Source organism: Staphylococcus debuckii, assembly GCF_003718735.1.
Taxonomy (GTDB): Bacteria; Bacillota; Bacilli; order Staphylococcales; family Staphylococcaceae; genus Staphylococcus; species Staphylococcus debuckii.
The window spans coordinates 2,490,234-2,514,670 of record NZ_CP033460.1 but is presented as its reverse complement, the minus strand read 5'-3'; the positions used below and the strand labels follow the sequence as shown (position 1 = coordinate 2,514,670).

General features: G+C 30.6%; 22 protein-coding genes and 4 pseudogenes. 13 read left to right on the top strand and 13 right to left on the bottom strand.

What is annotated here, in order from left to right; genetic code table 11:
- Positions 1–269: 269 nt before the first annotated feature.
- From CNQ82_RS12190 to CNQ82_RS12175, 4 genes are all read left to right on the top strand, one after another.
- Positions 270–464 (top strand): hypothetical protein, encoded by a 195-nt coding sequence (locus tag CNQ82_RS12190; protein ID WP_123145478.1) that lies wholly within the window; start codon positions 270–272, stop codon positions 462–464.
- Between the two features lie 49 nt (positions 465–513).
- Complete coding sequence (locus CNQ82_RS12185; protein WP_069821051.1) at positions 514–834, top strand: ArsR/SmtB family transcription factor; 321 nt, start codon at positions 514–516, stop codon at positions 832–834.
- Positions 835–924: 90 nt separating this feature from the next.
- Positions 925–1,809 (top strand): permease, encoded by an 885-nt coding sequence (locus tag CNQ82_RS12180; RefSeq protein ID WP_123145477.1) that lies wholly within the window; start codon positions 925–927, stop codon positions 1,807–1,809.
- Between the two features lie 13 nt (positions 1,810–1,822).
- A complete protein-coding gene (locus CNQ82_RS12175) occupies positions 1,823–1,957 on the top strand; it encodes a hypothetical protein (protein WP_002509686.1) in 135 nt (44 codons plus the stop codon).
- A gap of 112 nt (positions 1,958–2,069) precedes the next feature.
- On the opposite strand, the gene CNQ82_RS12170 is transcribed toward CNQ82_RS12175, so the two are convergent.
- Positions 2,070–2,804, bottom strand: a complete 735-nt coding sequence (locus tag CNQ82_RS12170; RefSeq protein WP_123145476.1) for a DUF536 domain-containing protein — start codon at positions 2,802–2,804, stop codon at positions 2,070–2,072.
- Positions 2,805–3,222: 418 nt separating this feature from the next.
- On the opposite strand from CNQ82_RS12170, the pseudogene CNQ82_RS12165 reads away from it, so the two are divergent.
- From CNQ82_RS12165 to CNQ82_RS12150, 4 genes and pseudogenes are all read left to right on the top strand, one after another.
- Positions 3,223–4,148 (top strand): annotated as a pseudogene (locus CNQ82_RS12165) (replication initiator protein A).
- A gap of 16 nt (positions 4,149–4,164) precedes the next feature.
- Positions 4,165–4,467 (top strand): annotated as a pseudogene (locus tag CNQ82_RS12160) (protein rep); the annotation flags it as partial.
- Between the two features lie 663 nt (positions 4,468–5,130).
- Positions 5,131–5,748: a CadD family cadmium resistance transporter gene (locus CNQ82_RS12155; protein WP_037538780.1), complete on the top strand. Its 618-nt coding sequence runs from the start codon at positions 5,131–5,133 to the stop codon at positions 5,746–5,748.
- 17 nt (positions 5,749–5,765) lie between these two features.
- Positions 5,766–6,113 carry an ArsR/SmtB family transcription factor gene (locus CNQ82_RS12150; RefSeq protein WP_037538777.1) on the top strand — a complete coding sequence of 116 codons (348 nt, stop codon included), beginning with the start codon at positions 5,766–5,768 and terminating at the stop codon, positions 6,111–6,113.
- Between the two features lie 267 nt (positions 6,114–6,380).
- Here CNQ82_RS12150 and CNQ82_RS12145 read toward each other — a convergent pair whose 3' ends face one another.
- Positions 6,381–6,581, bottom strand: coding sequence for a DUF3923 family protein (locus tag CNQ82_RS12145; RefSeq protein ID WP_228161203.1), 201 nt, complete (start codon positions 6,579–6,581; stop codon positions 6,381–6,383).
- Between the two features lie 707 nt (positions 6,582–7,288).
- On the opposite strand from CNQ82_RS12145, the gene CNQ82_RS12140 reads away from it, so the two are divergent.
- From CNQ82_RS12140 to CNQ82_RS12125, 4 genes are all read left to right on the top strand, one after another.
- Positions 7,289–7,723, top strand: coding sequence for a plasmid mobilization protein (locus CNQ82_RS12140; protein WP_123145474.1), 435 nt, complete (start codon positions 7,289–7,291; stop codon positions 7,721–7,723).
- A 202-nt stretch (positions 7,724–7,925) separates the two neighbouring features.
- Entirely contained in the window at positions 7,926–9,320 is a 1,395-nt protein-coding gene (locus CNQ82_RS12135) for a helix-turn-helix domain-containing protein (RefSeq protein WP_123145473.1), read from the top strand.
- A 501-nt stretch (positions 9,321–9,821) separates the two neighbouring features.
- Complete coding sequence (locus CNQ82_RS12130; protein ID WP_011276848.1) at positions 9,822–9,917, top strand: type I toxin-antitoxin system Fst family toxin; 96 nt, start codon at positions 9,822–9,824, stop codon at positions 9,915–9,917.
- A gap of 249 nt (positions 9,918–10,166) precedes the next feature.
- Positions 10,167–11,042 (top strand): hypothetical protein, encoded by an 876-nt coding sequence (locus tag CNQ82_RS12125; protein ID WP_123145472.1) that lies wholly within the window; start codon positions 10,167–10,169, stop codon positions 11,040–11,042.
- A 299-nt stretch (positions 11,043–11,341) separates the two neighbouring features.
- On the opposite strand, the gene CNQ82_RS12120 is transcribed toward CNQ82_RS12125, so the two are convergent.
- From CNQ82_RS12120 to CNQ82_RS12070, 11 genes and pseudogenes are all read right to left on the bottom strand, one after another.
- A complete protein-coding gene (locus tag CNQ82_RS12120; RefSeq protein ID WP_002510756.1) occupies positions 11,342–11,887 on the bottom strand; it encodes a YdhK family protein in 546 nt (181 codons plus the stop codon).
- Between the two features lie 19 nt (positions 11,888–11,906).
- Positions 11,907–13,340, bottom strand: a complete 1,434-nt coding sequence (gene mco / locus CNQ82_RS12115) for a multi-copper oxidase Mco (RefSeq protein ID WP_031926379.1) — start codon at positions 13,338–13,340, stop codon at positions 11,907–11,909.
- Between the two features lie 14 nt (positions 13,341–13,354).
- Positions 13,355–15,415: a heavy metal translocating P-type ATPase gene (locus tag CNQ82_RS12110; RefSeq protein WP_164711974.1), complete on the bottom strand. Its 2,061-nt coding sequence runs from the start codon at positions 15,413–15,415 to the stop codon at positions 13,355–13,357.
- 709 nt (positions 15,416–16,124) lie between these two features.
- On the bottom strand, positions 16,125–16,253 hold the full coding sequence (locus CNQ82_RS13415) for a hypothetical protein (protein ID WP_002473436.1): 129 nt from the start codon (positions 16,251–16,253) through the stop codon (positions 16,125–16,127).
- A gap of 13 nt (positions 16,254–16,266) precedes the next feature.
- Positions 16,267–16,359, bottom strand: a pseudogene (locus CNQ82_RS12100) (permease); the annotation flags it as partial.
- 205 nt (positions 16,360–16,564) lie between these two features.
- Positions 16,565–17,113, bottom strand: a complete 549-nt coding sequence (locus CNQ82_RS12095; protein ID WP_123145471.1) for a recombinase family protein — start codon at positions 17,111–17,113, stop codon at positions 16,565–16,567.
- A 255-nt stretch (positions 17,114–17,368) separates the two neighbouring features.
- On the bottom strand, positions 17,369–18,184 hold the full coding sequence (locus CNQ82_RS12090; RefSeq protein WP_123145470.1) for an AAA family ATPase: 816 nt from the start codon (positions 18,182–18,184) through the stop codon (positions 17,369–17,371).
- Positions 18,177–19,619 (bottom strand): Mu transposase C-terminal domain-containing protein, encoded by a 1,443-nt coding sequence (locus tag CNQ82_RS12085; RefSeq protein WP_123145469.1) that lies wholly within the window; start codon positions 19,617–19,619, stop codon positions 18,177–18,179. Before CNQ82_RS12085 ends, CNQ82_RS12090 begins: the two co-directional genes overlap by 8 nt.
- Positions 19,591–20,184: a recombinase family protein gene (locus tag CNQ82_RS12080; protein ID WP_123145468.1), complete on the bottom strand. Its 594-nt coding sequence runs from the start codon at positions 20,182–20,184 to the stop codon at positions 19,591–19,593. Before CNQ82_RS12080 ends, CNQ82_RS12085 begins: the two co-directional genes overlap by 29 nt.
- Positions 20,185–20,356: 172 nt before the next feature.
- A complete protein-coding gene (gene sqr, locus CNQ82_RS12075) occupies positions 20,357–21,526 on the bottom strand; it encodes a type II sulfide:quinone oxidoreductase Sqr (protein ID WP_070039775.1) in 1,170 nt (389 codons plus the stop codon).
- A 35-nt stretch (positions 21,527–21,561) separates the two neighbouring features.
- Positions 21,562–22,241: pseudogene (locus tag CNQ82_RS12070) on the bottom strand (IS6-like element IS257 family transposase).
- Between the two features lie 128 nt (positions 22,242–22,369).
- Here CNQ82_RS12070 and dld point away from each other — a divergent pair.
- Positions 22,370–24,049, top strand: a complete 1,680-nt coding sequence (gene dld / locus CNQ82_RS12065; protein WP_070039771.1) for a D-lactate dehydrogenase — start codon at positions 22,370–22,372, stop codon at positions 24,047–24,049.
- Positions 24,050–24,437: the final 388 nt, after the last annotated feature.

The window sequence follows — 24,437 nt, the reverse complement described above, 5'->3', positions numbered from 1 at the left end:
AATTATTTTACTACCATAGATTAGCATCTATATAGATTAGCATCTATGTATTGATTTGGATTTTTAAAATTTAACTTAATTTGAGTTTCTAATAATATAGTTAGGAAGAAAATATTTTTACTATTGCTGTGGAGCATGTCTAAGTTTATGTGAAATTATAGTTTTTTAATCTTGCAATAATGTATATATTGATTTATATTTAATATATCAAAAAAAGTTGATATATTAAATGGAATAAAATTATTTAGACAATAAGGAGGTGTGCCTGATTGCGAGTAAACCATGCAAGTACTTTAACTGTTGGTTACTTTGTAAGTTATTTAAATCTTGTTATGGTATCAAGAGAAGTCACTTTAAAAGAAGCTACAATATATATGGAGAAGGAGTTCTTTAAAGGTAATATTCATCAGTATGGTGAATCAACAGAAAATAACTACAAACAAGCAATACAAGAATTGAAATAAAGATAATATAAACTCTAATCAAATATTATAAAAAAGAGGTGTTCTTTTTATGGAAGTTATTAAAGCAAAAACTGATATGAATGAAGATCAACAATTAGATTTTTATGAAAACATGTTTAATGCACTTGCCGACAAAAACAGATTGAAAATACTAAATCAAATTAGCCAGAGTTCTAATAAATCATTATGTGTGTGTGATTTAGAAGCGTTATTAGATTTAAAACAATCTAAAATTTCTTATCATTTAAAAAAATTAGTAAGTGCACAGATTTTAATACCTGAAAAATATGGTACTTGGAACTACTACAAAATCAATGAAGCACAAATTCAAGTTGTATTAACTGAAGATACTTGCTGTAAAATATTATAGGATTTATCTTCTTATACATCATATTAATCAACTTTTTTTAATTTATATATCAAAAAAAGTTGATTAAATAAATTTGGAGGACTTATATTAATGTTAGATTCAAGTATAGAATTCATAAAGACGTTTTTAATGCTATTTTTTGAATTATTAGTACTATTCATAGTAGTGAGTTTTATTGTAAGTATAATCCAGCAAATAGTTTCAGAAGAGAAAATAAAACACTTTTTAAGTAAACCTAATCAAGTTATTAATTATATTTTGGGAATGATTTTTGGTGCTATTACACCATTTTGCTCTTGTTCAACAATTCCTATTCTTGCCGGATTATTAAACTCAAAAGTTCCATTTGGTCCAGCTATGAGTTTCTTAATCGCTTCCCCACTCATGAATCCACTCATGATATTTATGCTTTGGCTTCTATTAGGTTGGAAAGTTGCTGTTGTTTATTTTGTTGTATTAGCGATATTCAGCATTTTAACTGGCCTTGTTTTTTCAAAAGTGAATTTAGCAGAGAGTTATAAAGGCGTTAATGTCAAAGGTGATGGATTTTTCACTAATAAATCAGGATCTCGTGTTAAGCAAGCGCTAAATGATGCTTGGGCTTTCCTATATCCAATGTTACCTTATTTAATTATTGGTGTATTTATCGGTGCATTTATTTATGGATTTATTCCAGAAAGCTTTATAACACAATATGCGAGTGGCGATAGTATTATCTCTGTTATTATTGCTTCTGTTATTGGTATACCTATGTATATTAGACCAGAAACAATGCTTCCTATAGCTGAAGCTTTAGTATCTAAAGGTATGTCACTGGGAACAGTCGTAGCATTAATTATAGGTGGCGCAGGAGCAAGTATTCCTGAAGTTGTATTGTTATCTAAATTATTTAAAAAGAAATTTGTAATATCTTTTGTTATAGCAATTTTAGTCGTAGCTATTGCTACTGGTCTAATTGTTAACTTAATCATTTAAGGAGGTGAAGTAAATGGGTATCAAAGACGCATTAAAAAAATTAAAACCTCAAGAACAGTCATGTTGTTCAGTTGAAATTGAAGAGAAAACAGACAAAAAAGACGAAAATAATGAGAAAAAAGAAAATGGTAATAAAAATTGTTGCTAACATTAAAAAAGTTCTGTTTGATTTTGCATTTATTAACATAATCGCTGATTATCAGAAGTTCTAGCATAAAAAAGCACTACAAGTTCATGAGCTTGTAGCGCTTTTTATTGTGTTAATTACCAAACAACCGACTCCAGAAACCTTTTTTAGTTGGTTTTTCTTCCTTATCTTCGTATTCATTATCTATTTCTTCGAATTGTTTATCGTCTATTGTGGATGGTTCTTCATTGAGGCTTTCATTCTCTTTCTCTTCAGGTATATCTTTATGCTGCACCTCTGTAGGCTGTTCCCATTCTTGTTGTTGATCAGTATATTTAGACTCTCCAGTAAATGTTGCTTCTTGTACATTAACATTTTGTCTCTCATTAACAGACGTATCAAAAGAATAATTAAGTCGTCTTTCTTCCTCTAATTGATCTTCTAATTTTTTAATCTTTTTATTACTTTCTAATGCTAATACTTGTTGATTTTCAAGCAATTTCGACCTTTCTTGCAACTCTTTTCTGTAAAATTCAATTGTTGTTTCATGACGACTTTCTTGCTTTTCAATTTGATTATTCAAAGTATCAATCTGGTTTTTAAGAATCTCCACTATTTGAGCATCAGTTTTAGATTCAACGTCAATATTATCTGGGTCTTTTTTTTGTTTACTTTCAGCAACATTTTCAAATCCATATTTCTTCTTATTTTTATTTACTCTTTGAACTATTTTTTCTATGTCGCTATCTTCTTTAATAAACGAAGTGTTTTCCTGTTTTATTGTTTCTATATTCAATCTTTTAATATTATTAAAAATTGTTTGCTTACTAACTTCTAATTCTTCACTCAAAGCTTTCACGCTTCTCATATCATCAACCCTTTTATAAAATGTTTATCAACCCTTTATAAAACAGTATAAACTCATAAAGCTTGTTAATAAAGTAATTACAATATTAAAAAACGATTCCCGTCAATCGTTTCATCAAAGGTTCATAAAGGGTTGATGGTTTTTATCAAAGGTTTATAAACCCTTTATGAACCTTTGATAAGCCTGCATTTTCCCTTTTATAAGATTGTTCAAAGTGATATAATAACCTTAACATGACAAAACCCCAACTACTGGTAATAGTCGGGGTTTGGTGATAAAACGTTGCAGCACGTTTATAAATCTTTTGATATCTGTATTATATACAACTATATCATCAAAGTGCAAGCAGAAAATTTATGTGTTCTTGTAATGTTTTATTACCTCTATCCAAAACTTTAATAGGAAAGGGGTTTTTATTATGCCTAGAAAAAATATAAAAAATCAAGCCAATCAAAATTTCTATATGCTACATAAAGTTTTATTTATCAACGAAAAATATAAAAAGCTAAGTGATAGTGCTAAAGTTACCTATGCAATTCTTAATGATAGAGTTAGTTTATCTATTAAAAATAATTGGATAGATCAAAATGGAGATATATACTTTATTTTTACTAATGAAAATCTTCAAGAAGTGTTAGATAAAAGTAAAAATACAATAACTAAAATAAAAAAAGAGTTACAAGAGGTTGGTTTACTGGAACAAGTTAAAACCGGGTTTAATCGACCGAACAAACTATATCTTCATGAAATAGAAACGAATATAACTATTGAAAAAGAAATACAAAATAGTACTTCGAACGATGACGAATCGAGTGATATCAAGGACTCCCAAATAATGGGACTCCAGAATCCCAAAACTTAGACCCTAATGATACTGACTTAAGTAATACTGATTATATAGAGACTGAGAACAATGATACGAATGATTTGAATGATACACCTAACAATATTTCTGAAAACTCTCATTCGAATCATACAAATCATCAACAAACTGAATTTAATAATGATGCCTTAAAATTCCAAGTGCTTGAAGAATTGCCACAACAAATCAAAGATTACTTAAGTAATTTTGAAATTAGAGAAATTCGTATTATTAAAAGTGTTTTACTTAAAGGAAAAAAATCATTTAATAATGCGCATAATACATATTACCGTTTAGAAGACGTGGAGTTCGAACTTGTGAGTGTATTAAAACGATTTAAAGCGATGCTGCTACAAAAGAATGAAACCGTTGAAGCTATGCAAGGATATTTAATGCAATCGATTAAAGCTGAACTTGAAGAAATACACGCACTTAATATGCGTCGTCAAAACATGAAACAACATAATATCTTTAACCAATAATTTAGATAATCTTATAGCAATCAAAGAAACCTCTAAATATTCGGTTAAGTCATCTGATTTTTTAACTGATGATGACGAAAGAAATCAAAAAATCGTGAACGATTTGGAAAAAGGTTTATACCGAAAACGTATGTTGAGTTATGGTGGATTGCTTAAACAAAAACATAAGATTTTAAATTTAGATGATGTCGAAGATGGCAATTTGATTAATACAAGTGACGAAGATAAAACAACAGACGAAGAAGAAAAAGCACATTCAATTACGGCAATTTGGCATTTTGAAAAACAAAATGATTACTTAAAAGATTTGAAACGCTAGCTTTTAAGCTAACGTTTTTTTATATTTTTGCCCCTGCGGGAACTATAACGTTCAACCGGCATGGTTGACCAGTTTTTATGGCAATTTTTAAATTTGCATGTAACTGGGCAGTGTCTTAAAAAGCGACACTGGTTTTGCTCAAATTTTTGCTTTTGGAAATAGTATATATTTATTCGGCTCATATTTGCGTTTTAAGAGCTTATATAAGTTTTTAGGCATAAAAACTATATGAATTACCCCTAAATCTTTAAAATGCCCCCTTAAAATTCAAAATAAAGGTATTTAAAATTTTAAAAATAAAAAAGCTACTAGCAAAAAACTAGTAGCTTAAATCTTAGTTAAATTTTGATGTAGTATTAATTTTTGTATCTGCGCCACAACGCCGATTACTTAAAACTAAGATTAAAAAAATCGACGAAGGTCGATTATGGTTTTTACACGCGTTCTTTTAGAACGCATAAGTGCGCCCTTGCGAGAATTAACTGGATTATAACGATGAAAAATAGACCTGTAAAGCGATAACTATTGTGATAAATTTTGCTAAAAAGGAGTGTTTTATTTTTATGATTATCAAGACGATAATAAAAAATAGAACACGCATCTATGATTTTTGCTAAATATAAGCTACAATACATTCAAAAATATTTTTGAATGAGGTGCTTTATGTTTTCGACTGTGATTACTGCTGCTGTTTTATATATTGCTACAGCAGTAGATTTGTTGGTAATACTATTAATATTTTTTGCTAGAGCAAATACTAGAAAAGAATATCGAGATATTTATATCGGACAATATTTAGGTTCTGTAATTTTAATATTAGTTAGTTTATTTCTAGCTTTTGTTTTGAATTATGTTCCGGAAAAATGGGTGTTGGGTTTATTAGGTTTAATACCGATTTACTTAGGTATTAAAGTTGCTATTTATGACGATTGTGAGGGCGAAAAAAGAGCTAAAAAAGAATTGGATGAAAAAGGGTTGTCAAAATTAGTCGGTATTGTTGCTTTGGTTACAGTCGCTAGTTGTGGTGCAGATAATATTGGGCTTTTTGTTCCTTACTTTGTGACTTTAGATATTGTCGACTTATTAGTTACTCTTCTTGTATTTTTAATATTGATTTTTGTTTTAGTATATTCAGCACAAAAATTAGCTAATATTTCAGGTGTTGGAGAAATTGTAGAGAAGTTTAGTCGTTGGATAATGGCTGTTATTTATATTGGTTTAGGGTTATTTATTATTATTGAAAATAATACAATTCAAACAATAATTGATTTTATATTTTAAATTAAGGTGTGGTTTATATGGGCAAGGCAAATGCTTGTGATGTGATCTGTATTCATGAAGATAAAGTGAATAATGCTTTGAAATTTTTAGAAGATGATAAATCACAAAAACTACTTAGTATTTTTCAAAAAATATGTGATGAAAAGAAGTTAAAAATCATATTATCTTTGATTAAGGAAAATGAGTTGTGTGTTTGTGATATTTCTTTGATATTAAATATGAGTGTTGCTTCTACATCACATCACTTGAGACTTTTGTATAAAAATGATGTTCTTGATTTTTGGAAAGATGGAAAGATGGCTTATTATTTTATTAAAGATGATGAAATTAAAGATTTTTTCTGTAAAAATCAAGAGGGATTTTGAAACGAGTGAAACGAGTTTCTTCTTGTCTTGATGCTATATAGAAATAACAATCTTTTTAAAATGATTTGAAACATAATTGAATTTATAAAAATCTATTCCCCAAAAATCTCGTTCGATATATGTTGAATGATAGAAAGCCCTCTTGTTTTGGCTCTAAATATCCCTTTAAAATCCAAATAAATCTATATAAAAACAAAAAGATACCCCAGATAAAATGGGTATCTTTTATTTCAATACGGACTGTTTAGGTTCTTTCAAGCCGTCTACTTAATTCAGTACTTGTACTTTTTGTTTTCTCGAAAAGACTAAATTAATGATTAGCCATATTAGCTGTATGATTAAAGAAATTAAATATGTAGTTCCTATAACAGCAATATTAACCCATTTCAATTCAGTCATTTGTATGGCGCCTGATGCGTCTACATTTCTTGCCCAAAGAAAAATGGTAAAGCCTATAAAGCTTAAAATTTCAATTTACTTACCTTCTTTTTTGAATTCATCAAAGTCTTAATTAAATCAGAATATTTCTAGCTTAACAATATATAAAAATAACATGAATTTTAAAAAATAATATTGTGAGTGAAAAATGATCTACATGTATTATAAATTAATGCAATAGGTCATTTTTTATTGGAAGTTTATTAGTAGTATTTGTAATGATAAAAAACGAAGCCTAATATACGTTTTAAGAAGGGGAGTTATTTAAACTTTTAGAACATTGAAAATGCATTTATGTGGCTAAGAATTCAACTAGAGGAGTCTCGAAAAGGAGTCCCAGACAACAGGATAAGGGTGAACAATGCCATCACGATGGCACCCAGCATAGCTGGGGTTCAAAATGAATGTTTCATTTGTTATAAATACTTTCATAACAGTAATTTTAGCAATCTTATATATTTATAAAACCTGACTTTAGCGTAATATTACATGGCATTTCGATGTAAAATCAATGATTCTTCTATTCCTTGCGCCACAAGGGATAGAAAAATCGGGAGTCTAAGGACTCCTTATAGACTCCCGAAAGGAGTCCTTAAATCATTGTTTATAATCAATGATTTTCTTATATAAGGTATTAGTAATTGCTTAGTTATTTATGATAGAGTGTTTACTAATCAATTACTTAGTTTAAGAATGTACTTTTTACTAAGTAATTACTAATTTTAGGAGTGGTGGAAATGGTAAGCAAGAATCATAAAAAAGCTAAAACAATTAATATTAATTTAACTGAAGAAGAGTATGAAAAAGTGAAAGTATTAGCAGAAGATAGAAACTTAAATCCAACAGCTTATACAAGGCTTGTGGCATTAGGAAATCGTATTAAGCCGACAGCTGTTTATCCGGTAGATGAACGAATTAATGAGCTTGAAAAAGAAAATGAAGCTCTTAAAATACAATTTAAAGTAGATCATAACAAAGATGAAGTGTTGAAAGAAGACTATGAAAATATAGAAGAGGAATATTTTGAAGTTACCAAATACATGGATACCTTTAAACGTTTTTTACAGTATGTAAATGATGATGCTGAATATATTAATTTAAAGGGATATAAAAGAGATGAGCAATTAAAAGAAGAGATTAGAGATGTTATACAAAAATTTTATGAAAATTAATTTGATATTTCAAAATAAGAGTAACCTCCACAAAACCTGTATTTGACTTGTGGAGGTTTTTTATTAACCAAAAATACATATTTCCCCTTAATTTTAAGCGAGCAATAAACCGTATTGTAACTGTACGCTTTTAAATTTAAAAATTATAATATTTTATTTTTATGAAAAAGTAGTGTATGATTTTTATAAAGGGGGGGATTATATGAAATTATCCCAAAAGCTTTATCTAGAAAGAAAAAATAAGAATTTAACTAAACAAGCATTGGCTAAAGAATTAAATGAACTTAGTGGATTTTCTAATTATTCTAAAAAGGAGATAACATTTTTAGAATCTAATCAAAAAGCATTTACTTATTGTATCGTTGATGATATTGCAAAATATTTTAATATGACAATATACCAATTTTTAACAAAACAGTGGAAATCTTATAACACAGAAGAGATTACTTTGATTGATAATAATATTGAAGAATATTTTCATGGCTATTCAGAGTGGATGCCTAAAACGTTTAAAAATTTGTCTGATATAATCCATAAATTTGATTTAGTAAAACATGATGATTGGGTAGCCATTCCCCAATATGAGTTGATAATGAGAGAGTATTATGACTATCTATATCGAGATGTTAGTAAAGAAAGTAGCAGTATTATTATTAGGAGAGCTAAGGGCCTCTTAGATAACTTGGAGTTATTTAGTTCATATAATCATGAAAATGATTTACAATTTCCTATAAACTTAGAGACAGGTTCTGCTGGATATACTAAATTTAATGATAAACGTGAACCTATTAATATGAATATACTAATACAAAATATAGAATTCTCATTAGGCGAAATTAGACAACTTTTTGAAGATGACTACTTTGATTATGATGAAGAAGATACAAAATATTTTAATTTGTTAAATTATTATCGAGAAAAGTTTGATATAAGATTTGAAGATATTGAAAAGGATTTGGGTATTTCAAGTGCAGAGTATAGAAAATGGGAAAAAGGTGAAATTGATCCTAGTATTAGTAATATTATAAAATTATGTGATTACTTGAATATAAATATTGATTTACTTTCTTCAAGTTCATTACGCACACTGAACAACATTAATTCTCAATCAGTTGGGTCATATATTCTGCAAAATACTAATATTCATGACTCTGAAGAATTATCTAAAGATTATTATTTTTCAGAAAGACAAAGCGTCATATTGATTCCCAAATATTGCTACGAATATATGTTTTATTATTTAGAAGGTAAAACTCATAAAGATATAGGAATAAAAAAAGCAATTCAATTTACTAGAGAGTTTTTTGTGAAATGGTATGAATTTAACAAAGCTAGACAATTCTTATTTTATTCATTAACGGGAGTCGTTGCTAAGGAAAATTTCATTCATTATACAGAGAAAGAAATTAAAAGGTATTTAGGTGATAGTTACTATCCTGAAAATCCAGTGAAATTTTTAACGCAATTAACATTAGATAGAGTTGAAAATTATGGATATAAAGACAAAAAACAAATTATCAACAGAATTAAGCAAATTGATATAGAGAGGGTTCTAAAATCCCCTGAAAAGACAAATTTAAGACCTGAAGTAAATTGATTTAAAATTACAACGAAATCTCCCTACTAAGTTCTACTTAATAGGGAGATTCGATGAACGAATAGCATGTTTAGTTGTTCTCACAATTATTGGTTCAGTATTAATTAGCAATAACCAAAAAATAACTTTCCAACTTTGACAGGTTCGAAAAGGTTATTTTTGTCTTTTTAACAGTCTCATTGGGGCAACATGTTAGCGCATGTTGTCCTTTTATATATATTTATTATACTAGCATGATATTATACGAATACCAAATATGATATATGTGTATACATTATACATATATAACTTCCACATGTATAACTTCCATATGTATAATGTATACACAGAAAGAAAAGTAGAAATTGTATTATTTCAATCTAAGTAAATACACCCATTTAAGATTTGAATGACATAATTCAACTTATCGGAAGTACATATGCTTCAAAAGATACAGATGGTATAATAATGGAGTCGCCTATCTCTCAGGCGTCAATTTGACGTAGGGAGGAGGTGTTATTCATGTTGGAAATCCTTGTTCACATCACGACCACAGTCATCAGTGGTTGTATTATTGCGTTATTTACGCATTGGCTGCGTAATCGCAAAGACAAATAGGCGACAATAGCCACACCTACAAAAATCCCCTCACTATTTGCGGTAGTGAGGGGATTGGTGTATCCATGCTGGATTCCTTGTTAAGTACATTATAACACCATAGTAGATAGGAATGCAAAATCATTAAATTGATATACTATTAAACAAATATACTAATTTAATAAAAATTCAGTTAAACCCTGAGAAGTGGAGGTAATACGTTTTAAATGTAGATAACGGTCATTATGTAAATAAGGAAGGGATTTTAAAATGAAGAAAAATTTTAGTGAACACATCATACTAGATAAATTGAACTTTAATAGTATGTATGAAAATATAGAAGATATAAATTCTAAATTTACCAATAAAATGTCCGAAACAATAAAAGATATAAAATCTAAATACAGTAAGAAAATATCTGAAACAATAGAAGTTCTAGCTAAAAGTATACCTAACTTAGATGAATTTAAAGATGCTTTAGATAGTTTTATTGATAATGCTACTACAGTAAATTCAATTTTTATTAACTATGATTATCCACCGATAGATTATGTAGATATAAATGAAGTTATTAATTATATTGAAATGAATTCAAATCATTGTGAGGTAACTAAAGAAAATATTGATTTGATAATGACAAGGTATTTTGATGAAATTCATTTTAATCATTTAAAAAGCCAAGTAATCAGTTATAAACTACCTCAAGAAGATATTACTATATTAAAAGAGATTTTAGATGGATATAAGCAGGAATATTATTATCTTGTAATACCTGCATTACTAGCAAGACTAGAAGGAATGATATTCAATTCAGTGAATTATAAAGGACAAACTAATTATCGACTCTTTAATATTATAATTGAAGAAACGATAAACAAGTATAAATCTAATCATGATTATTATGTTGATTCTGATTACTTCAAAATCAAAGAATATTATAAATCTAAATTAAAACGAAATTTTGAATTTGGTGAAAAAAAGATTAATGAAATTAATAGACATTCTATTATGCATGGATATGATAATCAGTATGGAACAAAACAAAATGCAGTAATACTATTGTTGCATTTCGAGTATCTTTATCATTGTTTAGCAGAATTAAGTGAAAATGATAAACAAGATATCCGTAATAAATTATCTAAATGATAATTTATTCAATACTTTATTATGACTGATTAGGGTAAGCCCTAATCAGTCAGTAATGAATGTTGTTTTTTTAAGGTTTTATATTGTCACTTTCCGTTTTATATTGCAGTAATTTTACTTGTTAAATTGCAAAAAACAAAAATAACTCCTGATTTTTCTATACAAATGGCTACTCTCATATCCACGATAATGAGAGTAGCCATAAATTTTATTTGTTTGCTTGTCTACTTAACAAAGGGAGTTCATATTGCATTTGTGAATAACTAACTAAATACTTTAAAGCTTTAAAATGATAGACATTAACGAGATTTTAGTTCGTCAGTTGTCATCCATTTATGATTTTTAACCATCTCATCGTTTTCTGTTGATTTATAATCCACCATATAAACGGTTGTTTTTTCTACATCATCAATTTGAGCTTCTGCACCTTTCATACCAGGCATATGGTCAGCTTCTAATTTAACTGTATCACCTTTCTTGAATCCATTTTCAGGGGCATCTGCAACTTCCTCATTAACGACCCATTTGTGATTATTAACTTTTTCATCACCATTTGTAGGTGTGTAACTCACGACATAAGCATACGTTTTATAAGCACCTTTCACAGTACCTTTGGCATTTTTCATACCAGGCATATGATCAGCTGTAATTGTTATTTTATCGTCCTTTTTATATTTACTGTCATCTGTACTTTTCATATTATCTGGGGCTTTACTTTCACTCTTATGATTCATATGTTTTTCTTGTTTTTGATCTTTAGAATTTTCTTCTTCTTCGTTACCAGTTGAACAAGCTGATAATACTAATCCTGAAGCTACTATAATTGAGCTCAATTTTTTCATCATATTGAATTCTCCTTATAAATTATTTTGTTACTTTTATTTGTCCCATCATTCCATTATCTTCATGCTCAAGTATGTGACAATGGAACATGTATGTCCCAGTATTTTTAAAAACCACTTCTATTTTGGCTTTTTGTCCAGGTTCCAGAGATATAACGTCTTTTTTACCTCTCATATCTTCTGGAGGTTTCTTCCCATCCACTGATAAAACTTTAAATTGCGTTCCGTGGATATGGAATGGGTGCTTCATACCACCCATTTTATCTTTGACGTTTTCAATTTCCCAAGTTTCTTTCCGGTTTACCTTTTGTGTGAAATCTATTCTGTTAGGATCGAATTTTTTGCCATTAATAGTAACATTATCGTCCATACCTTCTAATTTGATTTTTTTATCTACTTTTGGAGTAGTGTCTTTGTTAGTACTTTTTTCTTTGTTAATAATTGGTAAAATTACTGTTTCATCATTATCAACAAGATTGACTTTTTCTTCTTTCATTTTAGATAAATCTATTACTATTTCTTTTCTTGCTGAAGGAGCTAAATTAATTTCTTTTAACTTTTTAGTCTTTTCTAAATGGCCGCCTTCTGAAGCAATGTATTCAAAACTTTGATTATTACTTAGCTTAAGATTTAAATCCCGAGCATTGGAGCCATTTAAAAGTCTCAAACGTATTTTTCCTTCTTTTGTTGTTAATTTAGGATCTACTTTCCCATTCACAAGGACTGTATCACCTTGAGTACCATCTTCATCTTTCGTTTTTGTATAATTTAATTTTTTAGATACAAATGTTTTATCTTGGATTATTATAGGCAAATCATTTTTCCCATAATTGCTAGGATAATTATTCTTTTTGTCATCCTCTATATATAATAACCCTGATAAACCATTATAAACTTGTTTAGCTGTATTTGGGGAGGGATGGGGATGATACCATAATGTAGAAGCCTCTTGTTTAACCTCAAATTTTATTGTTTTTTCTTTTCCTGGTTTTATAACTTGAGAAGGGCCTCCATCCACTTTTCCATCTATTTCTAACCCATGCCAATGAAATGTTGTATTTTCATCTAAGTTGTTGACTAACTTAATTTTAACCTTATCTCCTTTTTTTAATTTTAAAGTTGGCCCAAGTAAATTTCCATTGTATCCTAAAGTGTTAGAGAAATTACCTTTGTAAAATTCTGTCTTTCCTTTCTGCGCTTTTAATGTATAACTTTTATAACCATTGTTATCTTTTTTAGGCTCTAAAACTTTGGGAAATGTTATTTCATTTTTTCCTTGTGAAGAATTCAAATTTTTTCTTTCGTCATGATTTTTCATATCCATCATATCATTTCGCTTTTGATCATTTTCTTTCATGTCCATCATGTTGTGCTTACCTTCTGCAAAAGTATCATTAGGAACCATAAACATTATAGAAAATAACGTAATTAAAATTGTGAACATTTTTTTATACATTATATTTACCTCTTTTATTTTAATTTTAATGTAAATGCATTAATTGCAACGATAATTGTACTTAAAGACATTAAAATAGCACCTATTGCAGGTGATAAAATCAAGCCAATAAATGCTAAAATACCAGCTGCTAAAGGTACAGCAACAATATTATAACCTGCACCCCACCATAAGTTTTGCACCATTTTTCTCATAGTATTATTTGAAAGGGTCAAGAAATGAATGATATCTGATGGATTACTTTTAACAAGTATGATATCACCTGAATCCACTGCAACATCTGTACCTGCACCAATTGCTATACCAATATCCGCTCTTATAAGACTCGGCGCATCGTTGATACCGTCTCCGACCATCATGACTTTATTACCGTCACTTTGATAATCTTTTATAATGCTTTCCTTATCTTCTGGCATGAGTTGTGCGTGGACATCACTAATACCTAATTCTTTTGCGACAGCGTGTGCCACTTCATTATTGTCACCTGTAAGCATGACTGGTGTAATATTTCTTGATAGTAAATCAGCTACCATTTGTTTTGAGCTTTCTTTAATTTGATCTCCTTGAGCAATCATGCCAATGACTTGTTGATCCTCAATTAAATAACTGATTGAATTACCTTGTTGAGCTAATTTAGTAAACAAGTCATCGTCATAATTAAGTTTATGTTTATCAAGATAAGAGACATTTGTTATTTTATATGTTTTATTATCAATTAGACCTTCTAATCCGACACCTGGAATATTATTAACGTCTTGTGGGTTAGTAAATGAAACATTTTTACTTTTCGCAAAATCAACAATACTTATAGCTAATGGGTGATTAGATTGACTTTCTAATGAGGCGAAAAGGCTTAATATTGTATCATTACTCAAATCATTTTTAAAGCTCTCATAATGATTCACAGAAAAGTTACCCTCAGTTAAAGTACCAGTTTTGTCCATCATTACATAATCGATATGTTGAGCTATTTCTACAGACTCTCTATTTTTAATAATTAAACCATTATGTGCACCAATTGAAGTAGAACGTGCAGTGACTAAAGGTATTGCCAAGCCTAAAGCATGTGGACAAGCAATGACTAACACAGTTACAAGACGTTCTAATGCAAAATCAACATCATTTTGAATGAGCATCCAGACAATAAAAGAAATCACGCCAACACTTACAGCAAAGTAGAATAAATAACCCGCCACTTTATCAGATAACAATTCAGCACTAGATTTATCATTTTGTGCTTGATTAACAAGTCCCATAACTTGAGAAAGATATCCATCTTCTCCCACAGCTGTAACCTTGACTTGTATTGTTCCAGACCCATTAATAGAACCCCCGATGACGTTGTCATTTTGATTTTTTTGTACTTTTTTAGATTCTCCAGTGACTAGGGATTCATCTATAGATGTTTGTCCTTGAACGATAATACCATCTGTTGGAATGCTTTCTCCGGCTTTTACTTCGACGATATCATCAGTCATGATGTCTGATATTTTAACTTCTTCGCGTTGGCCATTATCCATAACTTTAATAGCACTATTAGGTAACAGTTCTGCCATTTTCTTTAAAGCATCTCCAGCATTTCCGACAGCATTCATTTCTATCCAATGTCCTAATAGCATAATTAAAATTAAGGTTGCTAATTCCCAAAAAAAGTCCATTGTATGACCAGTTGCACTACTAAAGTTATTCATATAAAAAGCATACAAGCTATAAATATAAGCTACTGAGATACCTAGGGTAACTAAGGTCATCATGCCTGGTTTTTTTGTAGCAATTTCATCTTTACCACCAGACAAGAACGGTTTACCACCATAAAAGAATAAAATTGTACTTAATATTAACACTACCCATTCAGAACCTGGAAATGTGAATTGAAAAGGTAAGTTAACACCCATCAGTGGCGATAAAAGAATGATAGGTATTGCAAAAATTAATGAAACAAAAAACTTAACTTTAAAATTTCCATGATGATGTGCATGGCCACTATGATGATGTGAGGCATGGTTATCATGATGCATTTGATTGGAATGATTCATGTGATTTTGATGATTATGCTCTTCACCATTATTATTCAAATTAACCCCTCCTAATGAAAATGTTATAGTAAAGCTACTTATACTATAACATATACCCACCCGGGGTATAAAGGTTTTCGATTTATCTCCTTTTATGGATTTATATAATTCCGAACCTTATATCTACACGTCCTACATTAGACCTTGTCATCGATATTTAAAACAATGTTTTAATTAAAAGATCTAATCTTAACTATCACATGACAATACACTCTAACCAAGGTTATCATTACCAACACAAGTCATATATTAATATTCTTAAAGAAAATAGCGCATTTCAAAGTATGCCTAGAAACGCAAATTGTCTTGATAATTATTAGAGAAGCCAGTAAATGAGTTTATAGTAAACTCATTTACTGGCCATTTTTCTAGTATTTATGCTCAGTCTCTTCAAACTATATTAATCATTTTTTGATTCTCAAATTCTACGCCACAATAGAAGCATTTTATTAAATATACTATATATTCAATCAAGTTCAAAATGAGTTATATACAACCTATTTTTTAGTTTTATTTGTGGCACGCTTCTGCGTATCGGTTAATGATGTGGTTTTTAATTAACGCCTTTTTGTTATAAGTCTTAAAGAAATACTAAACAAGCAAAATAATTTTTCTTAACTGAAACGAAAGAACGACAAATTCCATACTATTACATTGGAATTTGTCGTTCATTTATTTATTAGAAGCATATATTCTACAGACTTCTAAATTAATTGTTACAACAATTATTATTGTCTTGCTGTTCTTTTTCATCTTTCTCTTTCTTTTCTTCAATTTCTACCGAACAGCATGATTGATCCTGAGGTTTCATTTTATTTAATACATCTTTAATTCCCATTAGCTCACCTCCTTTAAATAATGATGTTTACAATCAAACCTGTAACGATAGCTACAACTAAAATTGCAATAACGAATGATAATACAAAATTTCTTTTGAATAATTTAATACGGCGTGGGGGTATATACCATTTGACTTTTTTATTTTGTAGTGTACAGAAAATAACTGTTTTCTGCACACTCTTTCTTCATAATCCAAAATCTATGCATATCGTTATATAATATGTTTAAAAACTCAACATAAAATCAATGTTCATAAAATGATTTAGATATACCTATAAGAGCCTTAAGTAATATGTTTTTTCATCGAGTTTAATCCTTAAGTATCCTATATACTGTCGATCGACTTACACCTGTTTGTTTCGCAATTTCTTCACCAGTAAGTTTTTGTTCATCGTATAAGAATTTAATCTCTCTTTTCTTGTGGTCAGGTAATGAAGGTCTTCCACCTTTTCGCCCTCTTGCTCGTGCTGCTTCTAATCCTTTCTTCGTACGTTCACTTAATAAGTTAGCTTCAAGTTCCGCAAATGCACTCATCATGGTAAAGAACATCTTGCCCATCGCATCTTTAGTCGATACGTTCATATCTATAATATGTAAATCAATGCTGTTTTCATCTAACCATTGTGATAACTCAATTAATTGTTTCGTTGTACGTCCAAGACGATCTAATTTATAGATAACTAGGATATCTCCTTCACGTAAATAATCTAGACACTTATCAAGTTCCGTTCTTTTAGTTTTACGACCACTCGCTTTCTCGCTAAAGATACGTTCACAACCATATTCCTCAAGTGTATCAATCTGTCCATCAAGACTTTGATCTTGTGTTGATACACGTGCATAACCAATTTTAGCCATTTGAATACCACCTCTTTTAATCGTTTTATGGGTACTTATTAATGAAATCTAGTTCTCGATGCAAATAAACGCGTCTCTCATCGTCTGAAAACTCATGTTTTTTGGTATTTATGATACATTGATTATAACACAAGTTTTTAGACTTCGATATCCAAGAAAAACCTCTTATGTCACTTTACTTGCTATATGAGAATGGTTTTATCTAATAAATGGGAAAAAGCACCGTACACTTTAATAGAGTACGGTGCTTTTCTACTAACGAATACCAATAACTAAACTATCTCTAGCTGTTTCTACGACTTCTGTACTTATTTTATCTAAACCATTTATATCCATAATTCTGTCTATTTGCGCAAATAAGCGATGAATCAGCCTAAAGTTCCCTTTTGTAATCTTAATAATCGTTGTTATTGCCTCATAATCTGTAAAATCTTCCAGTTTTAAATCAAATCCTAAATCTTGCCATTTATATTCTAATATGTGATGTGTCTCATCTTTACTTAGATTATCAAATTCATGTGCAAAACCTATACGCGAATATAGTTGGGGATAACGAGATAGTTTTTTCTCTATGCCCGGCATACCAATAAATATCATCGCTAAATTACGTTCATCATAGATAGCTCTTAATTGTTCTAAATGTTGTACTTTAAGCCTATCAATTTCATCTATTATGATTAGGTTAATATATTTAAATGTCTCACTATAATGTTTACTATGATCGTGGCCGTACTTATTTACGACATGTAATTTTTGACCTAAATCAATACTTGCACTAATGCTATATAGTTCATTGCTTAATCTTGTTTGTTTTTCAGCAGGAGCAGTATAGAATATCTTATCTACTGATAAAATATCATCTGTCGTTTTACTAGCTAAATCTTCCCAACCTCTATGATTAACTTGTTTTTCAATAGTATCCCAATTTGTATAATATCTTGAAGATAAAGTTTTTCCGACACCAGGCTGACCATAACAGATACCAATATATTGATATTTAATACAAGCGTCGCAAAATTCAGCAAACCGTTTATACTCTTTCGTTTCAATAAAATTCTGATTTTTAGTCATTATGATACCTCTTTAATTTTTTGACGTTTTTAGTCGTTTCTTGAGGTGAATAACCATAATCTTTTTCTTCCTTAATTAAATCAGTGGTGCTTGGACTAGCAATATTTTGTTTTAAATGTTTTCTTCTCTGACTACGTGCGTGTTGTATATCTTTTATATCAATTGAATAATTAGCTATTTCTGGACATATAGCTGTACAAAGAAACTCATCTCTATAAAAAACGCGTATTTCAGCCATATCATTGGGATTATAACGAATTAATACATACTCACCTACATAAGCAGCTAGGTTTGTATTACTGTATCTAAAGCCTTGAAAATGAATGCCATCTGAATGAATTTTTCTAGATTTAGGTATTTCTAATAATAATAAATCAAGTTGTTCTAAACTGCTTGGCATATTAGGGAAAAAATGATTACTGTTCCACCGATTGATAGGAGTGCTCTGGATAGCACTGTGCTCTTTTTGATTATAATCTTCAATTAAAAAGTATCGTAATTTTTCTTCGAAATTTTGAAAATCTATTAAATCGCTAGGAGTATCATTATTGTTTATATATCCAGGAAGTTGTTCTAAGAAAGTTTGGTTAACTGTCTGAAAAAAACGTTCTATTTTCCCGCGACCACGAGGGACACCAACTTTCGAAAACATCAAGTTAATTTTCAAATCAATAGCGACTTGTTCCATGTGATGCGAGGTAAAGTCACTCCCATGATCTGTGTAGAATTTTTCGGGTATACCACATACTGGCCAATTGGTATTATTCTTATTCCATATTGCTTGGTGTAGTGTTAATGCTGTATTTTGAGCATTAGGAGCATCAAAACTTATAAAGTAGCCTGCAATTGCACGACTATAGTCATCCATAATAATGGTTAGCCATGGTCTATTGATATTACCTTTTTGATCTAATATATAAATATCTAGCAAAGTATGGTCGGCTTGCCATATTTCATTGGGTCTTGAGGATTCTCTTATTTGTATTAAATCGTACTTATTTTGATAATATTTTTCACCTTTGTGAGAGAAATCAATAACAGACTTAGGCATTGCTTTAATAACACTATAAACTTGTTTATAGCTGGGTTTATCAAAATTATTCTCTATACAATAATTAGCGATTTTCCTATGAACTGTAGCAATACTATTTCTTTTATTCTTAAGTGTAAGACGTTCAATTTTGTCAATTATATTTGGCTCTATTTTACGTGTTCCTTTATCGGCTCTTGTCGTATAAATTAACCCTTTAAGCCCATGTTCTTTATATAACTTATTCCACCTATAAAGGGTGCTTAATGCAATACCTTTACTTTTTGAAATGGTTGATAAAGATTGTTCGCCTAGGATAAAAGGTTTTATAATATTGTACTTTTGAGTAGCTTCTTTACGCTTGGCTTCAGAAAAATTAGTTAGATACTTCTCCTTGTTTTTCATCTTCCTTGTCCTCCAATTTATTGAGGTAACGATAAATTGTTGTACGTGAAACTTGCCACTGCTCCGCAATTGTTTTGATTGGTGTACCATTATCATAAAGTGTTTTAAGTAATTTTAAATCTTTTTGGTTTAACTTTTCTGGTCTACCTCCATAGCGTCCTCTAGCACGTGCTGCAATTCGTCCAGCTGAAGAACGTTCTAAAATCAAATTACGTTCAAATTCTGCAAACGCTGCGAATAAATGAAATAACAATTGTCCTGTGGAACTTGATTTATCCATTGTTATGTTTTCTTCTAAGCTATGAAAACTCACGCCTCGTTCGTTAAGCTCATTAACTAATGTGATTAGATCTTCCATGTTACGTCCTAGTCTATCTAGTCTCCAAACAACAATCGTATCTCCTGACCTCGCAAATTCAATTGCTTTGTCTAAACCAGGTCTTTTACTTTTTGAACCACTCATATGGTCGTTAAATATCTTTTCACAACCATATGTATTTAATTGATCCTCCTGTAAATTCAAATTTTGTAACCCAGTTGAAACTCTTGCATAACCTATTTTCAAAATGCAAACCTCCTATATACACCTTAAGTGTACCATAACTTAATTACGAAGTCTTTTATGAACATAGATTTTTTGTTGAGTTTTTGAACACTCAAATATATGAAATACTTACTTATTCAGCTATAAAAAGAGAGTGTACAGAAAATGGTTATTTTCTGCACACTCTTGTTATTTAAATGAGACCTTTTAACATACCGTACCAATACATTTTAGGTAACAAATCTTTTTTGAAAATATACATACTTCTTCGTTCTTTAGCCTGGTTAAAAGGAAATGTTTCTTTTGGTTTTTTATTATAATCAAACTCGGCAAGTATTAATTTATTATAACCAGTAACGATAGGGCACGAAGTATAACCATCATAATGATGCGTCAACATTTCATTATCCATTACTTGCAATAGATTATTAACAACTATAGGCGCCTGTTTACGAATTGCTGCTCCTGTTTTGGAAGTAGGTACATTTGAAGCATCACCAAGCGCAAATATATTAGAGTAGCTTTTATGCTGTAATGTGGTTGGGTTAACATCTACCCAACCATCACTATCTGAAAGTGTACTTTCTTTAAGTACACGTAAGGGACCCATAGGTGGTGTTACATGTAACATTTCATAATCTATTGTCTTTCTATCGTTTGTTTTAATGTGTTCAAATGTAGCCTCTTTTTTGTCTCCGTCAATTTCAACAAGATTATAATTGTAATCGACAATTATATCCCTTTCTTCAACAATTTTCTCTAATTCTTTATTATATTTGCCTACGTCAAATAAAGCATCTTTTGGTGTTTTGTATATCACATTAGCATTAGAACGGATATTATGTTTTCTAAAATAATCTTCAGCTAAATACATAATTTTCATAGGTGCGCCTCCGCATTTGATAGGCGTATTAGGATGCGTGAAAATCGCGTTCCCTTGTTTAAATTTAGAAATTTGTCTCCAAGTTTCGCGAACATAGTCAGGTGAATAGTTAGAACAAACACCATTTTTACCTATATTCTCTTTTAATCCTTTAATAGAAGACCAATTAATCTGTAATCCAGGGGCTACCACTAAAAATTCGTAACTAACGACTGAATTATCTCCTAAAATAATGCTATTGTTTTCAGGTTGAAAGCTTGAAACAGCATTTTTTATCCATTGAACACCTTCAGGTATAACACTTTTCATATCTTTACGAGAACTTTTTAAACTCGATGCCCCAGCACCAACCAAAGTCCATAAAGGTTGATAATAATGATATTCAGCTGGGTCTATAATTGCTATTTTTCCTTTTAAGCTTTGATTTTTTCTTAATAGTCTTGATGCCACGGTAAGGTTCTGTTGCAAAGTAAAAAAAATATAGCTAACTACTAATTTATCATGTCAGTGTTCGCTTAACTGGCTAACATATGCCTAATTTCGTGGCATGGCGAAAATCCGTAGATCTGAAGAGACCTGCGGTTCTTTTTATATAGAGCGTAAATACATTCAATACCTTTTAAAGTATTCTTTGCTGTATTGATACTTTGATATCTTGTCTTTCTTACTTTAATATGACGGTGATCTTGCTCAATGAGATTATTCAGATATTTCGATGTACAATGACAGTCAGGTTTAAGTTTAAAAGCTTTAATGACTTTAGCCATTGCGACCTTCGTTGAAGGTGCCTGATCTGTAATTACCTTTTGAGGTTTACCAAATTGTTTAATGAGACGTTTGATAAACGCATATGCTGAATGATTATCTCGTTGCTTACGCAACCAAATATCTAATGTATGTCCCTCTGCATCAATGGCACGATATAAATAACTCCATTTTCCTTTTATTTTGATGTACGTCTCATCAATACGCCATTTGTAATAAGCTTTTTTATGCTTTTTCTTCCAAATTTGATATAAAATTGGGGCATATTCTTGAACCCAACGGTAGACCGTTGAATGATGAACGTTTACACCACGTTCCCTTAATATTTCAGATATATCACGACAACTCAATGCATATCTTAGATAGTAGCCAACGCAACGGCTACAGTGATAACATCCTTGTTAAATTGTTTATATCTGAAATAGTTCATACAAAAGACTCCTTTTTATTAAAATTATACTATAAATTCAACTTTGCAACAGAACCAAAAAAAGCGTATCATTGAAAGCGTAATGATTAAAACGTTTTTTACAAACGTTATAGAGGGGAGAAGTTAATATGGACTTAGTCGAAGAACTAGTCAATGTTGTTGGTAAAAAAAATGTTATTACTGACAAGGCAAAATCTTTACGTTTTAGGAAAGGGTACCGCTCAGGTAAGGGCGATGCAGTTGCAGTCGTATTTCCAACCACTTTAATGGCAATGTGGCGTGTGCTTAATGTTTTGCATGATAACAATATTATCATTATTATGCAAGCAGCCAACACTAGTTTGACTGAGGGATCCGTACCAGCCCCAGGTTATGACCGTTCTGCAGTTGTTGTGAACGGCATGAAAATTAAAGATTTACAGTTAATCAATAATGGGGAACAAGTACTAGCATTCCCCGGTACGACACTGTTTCACTTAGAAAATGAATTGCGACCACTTAAACGTGAACCACATTCAGTCATTGGCTCATCTAATTTGGGTGCATCGGTCATTGGTGGTATTAACAACAATTCTGGTGGTGCTTTGATCAGAAGAGGTCCAGCTTATACAGAGCTATCATTGTATGTTTGGATTGATGAACATGACGAAATGCACTTAGTTAACCATTTAGGCATTGATTTGGGCAAAACGCCCGAAGAGATTATTACTAATTTGCAGAACCGCAATTTTGATTTGAATCAAGTACCAGCTACTGAACATCATGGTTCAATGTTCCATCATGAACAGGTTGTGCGTGACGTTGAATCTGATAAGCCTATTCGATACAATGCAAATCCTAAACAATTGTATGAAGTATCTGGATCGTCCGGTCACGTTGCGGCATTGGCTGTCCGCTTAGATACATTCCCAATGGATAAAAAAACACAAATGTTTTACATTGGAACGAATAATCCCGATGAGTTGGAAGATATTCGTCGCCATATTATGACGACATTCAAAGAATTGCCTGTTTCTGGTGAATATATGCATAAAAATGCTTATAAATTGGCCAAGAAATATGGTAAAGACTCACTAATTGTGATTGAAAAAATTGGTACGGGTCATTTGCCCCAAATGTTTAAGCTAAAAGCATGGGGCGAACGCTTTTTGAAGCACATTCCGTTTTTCAAACCTTATTTCCCAGATCGTTTGCTTCAAACATTAAGTAATTTATTTCCTAATCAAATGCCAAAGCGGTTAGATGATTATTACGAAAAGTACGACCATTACCTACAATTGAAAATGGCTGATAATGGTATTGAAGAAGCGCGAGAGTATCTCAAATCTTATTTTGACAAAGCCAGTGGCGACTACTTTGAAGCCGATGCCAATGAGACCAGTAAAGCGGAAACTCACCGCTATGTAACAGCTGGGGTTGCGATTCGATATCAAGAATTAAAACAGGATAGTATTGACATTTTGCCACTAGATATCGCGTTGGCAAGTAATGATTATAAGTGGTTCGAGCATTTGCCTAAAGAGATTGAAGACAAAATAGAACACAAAATTTATTATGGTCACTTACTTGATCACGTTATGCACCAGGATTATATTCTAAAACCTGGCATCGATGCGCATGAACTTAAAAAAGAAATGCTTAAAATTTTGGATGAGCGTCACGCTGTTTATCCAGCCGAACACAATGTTGGGCATCTATATTTGGCAGCACCGGCCTTAATCAAGCACTATAAGAAAAATGATCCAACTAATAGTTTCAACCCTGGCGTTGGTAAACAAACAATGTCTAAATATTGGGGCGAATACTAAAATAAAAAGTTTGTTAAAAAATAACCGTTATCGTCATTTGTCGATTCATCGGTTATTTTTTTATTAGGGACTATGTAATGTGAATGTTTTATTTTTAGGTAGATTGTAAAATTGATAGATTGTAAAATTTAAGTTGAACATTTTAGTGGACAGAAAAACCCATAAAGGTCTTTAATGGTGTCATCACAACATTCCACTAGAAAGAAGGACCTTTATGGGCACCACTATTTTATCATTTGAAGACCGCGTTGTCATCGAAACACTTCATCATGAAAGGTAGATTGTAAAATTAATCCGAACACTGGTCAGACAATTTTGGGGCCTATGATATTTGGTGTTGATAGATAAAATTCATCAACACTATTCTTATACTTAAACACCAAATATC

Excerpts from the sequence above, each read along its gene's own strand:
- CNQ82_RS12185 (WP_069821051.1), top strand. The coding sequence starts at position 514 with ATGGAAGTTATTAAAGCAAAAACTGATATGAATGAAGATCAACAATTA.
- CNQ82_RS12180 (WP_123145477.1), top strand. The coding sequence starts at position 925 with ATGTTAGATTCAAGTATAGAATTCATAAAGACGTTTTTAATGCTATTT.
- CNQ82_RS12175 (WP_002509686.1), top strand. The coding sequence starts at position 1,823 with ATGGGTATCAAAGACGCATTAAAAAAATTAAAACCTCAAGAACAGTCA.
- CNQ82_RS12170 (WP_123145476.1), bottom strand. The coding sequence starts at position 2,804 with ATGAGAAGCGTGAAAGCTTTGAGTGAAGAATTAGAAGTTAGTAAGCAA.
- CNQ82_RS12155 (WP_037538780.1), top strand. The coding sequence starts at position 5,131 with ATGTTTTCGACTGTGATTACTGCTGCTGTTTTATATATTGCTACAGCA.
- CNQ82_RS12150 (WP_037538777.1), top strand. The coding sequence starts at position 5,766 with ATGGGCAAGGCAAATGCTTGTGATGTGATCTGTATTCATGAAGATAAA.
- CNQ82_RS12140 (WP_123145474.1), top strand. The coding sequence starts at position 7,289 with ATGGTAAGCAAGAATCATAAAAAAGCTAAAACAATTAATATTAATTTA.
- CNQ82_RS12135 (WP_123145473.1), top strand. The coding sequence starts at position 7,926 with ATGAAATTATCCCAAAAGCTTTATCTAGAAAGAAAAAATAAGAATTTA.
- CNQ82_RS12130 (WP_011276848.1), top strand. The coding sequence starts at position 9,822 with ATGTTGGAAATCCTTGTTCACATCACGACCACAGTCATCAGTGGTTGT.
- CNQ82_RS12125 (WP_123145472.1), top strand. The coding sequence starts at position 10,167 with ATGAAGAAAAATTTTAGTGAACACATCATACTAGATAAATTGAACTTT.
- CNQ82_RS12120 (WP_002510756.1), bottom strand. The coding sequence starts at position 11,887 with ATGATGAAAAAATTGAGCTCAATTATAGTAGCTTCAGGATTAGTATTA.
- mco (WP_031926379.1), bottom strand. The coding sequence starts at position 13,340 with ATGTATAAAAAAATGTTCACAATTTTAATTACGTTATTTTCTATAATG.
- CNQ82_RS13415 (WP_002473436.1), bottom strand. The coding sequence starts at position 16,253 with ATGGGAATTAAAGATGTATTAAATAAAATGAAACCTCAGGATCAATCA.
- CNQ82_RS12095 (WP_123145471.1), bottom strand. The coding sequence starts at position 17,113 with ATGGCTAAAATTGGTTATGCACGTGTATCAACACAAGATCAAAGTCTT.
- CNQ82_RS12090 (WP_123145470.1), bottom strand. The coding sequence starts at position 18,184 with ATGACTAAAAATCAGAATTTTATTGAAACGAAAGAGTATAAACGGTTT.
- CNQ82_RS12085 (WP_123145469.1), bottom strand. The coding sequence starts at position 19,619 with ATGAAAAACAAGGAGAAGTATCTAACTAATTTTTCTGAAGCCAAGCGT.
- dld (WP_070039771.1), top strand. The coding sequence starts at position 22,370 with ATGGACTTAGTCGAAGAACTAGTCAATGTTGTTGGTAAAAAAAATGTT.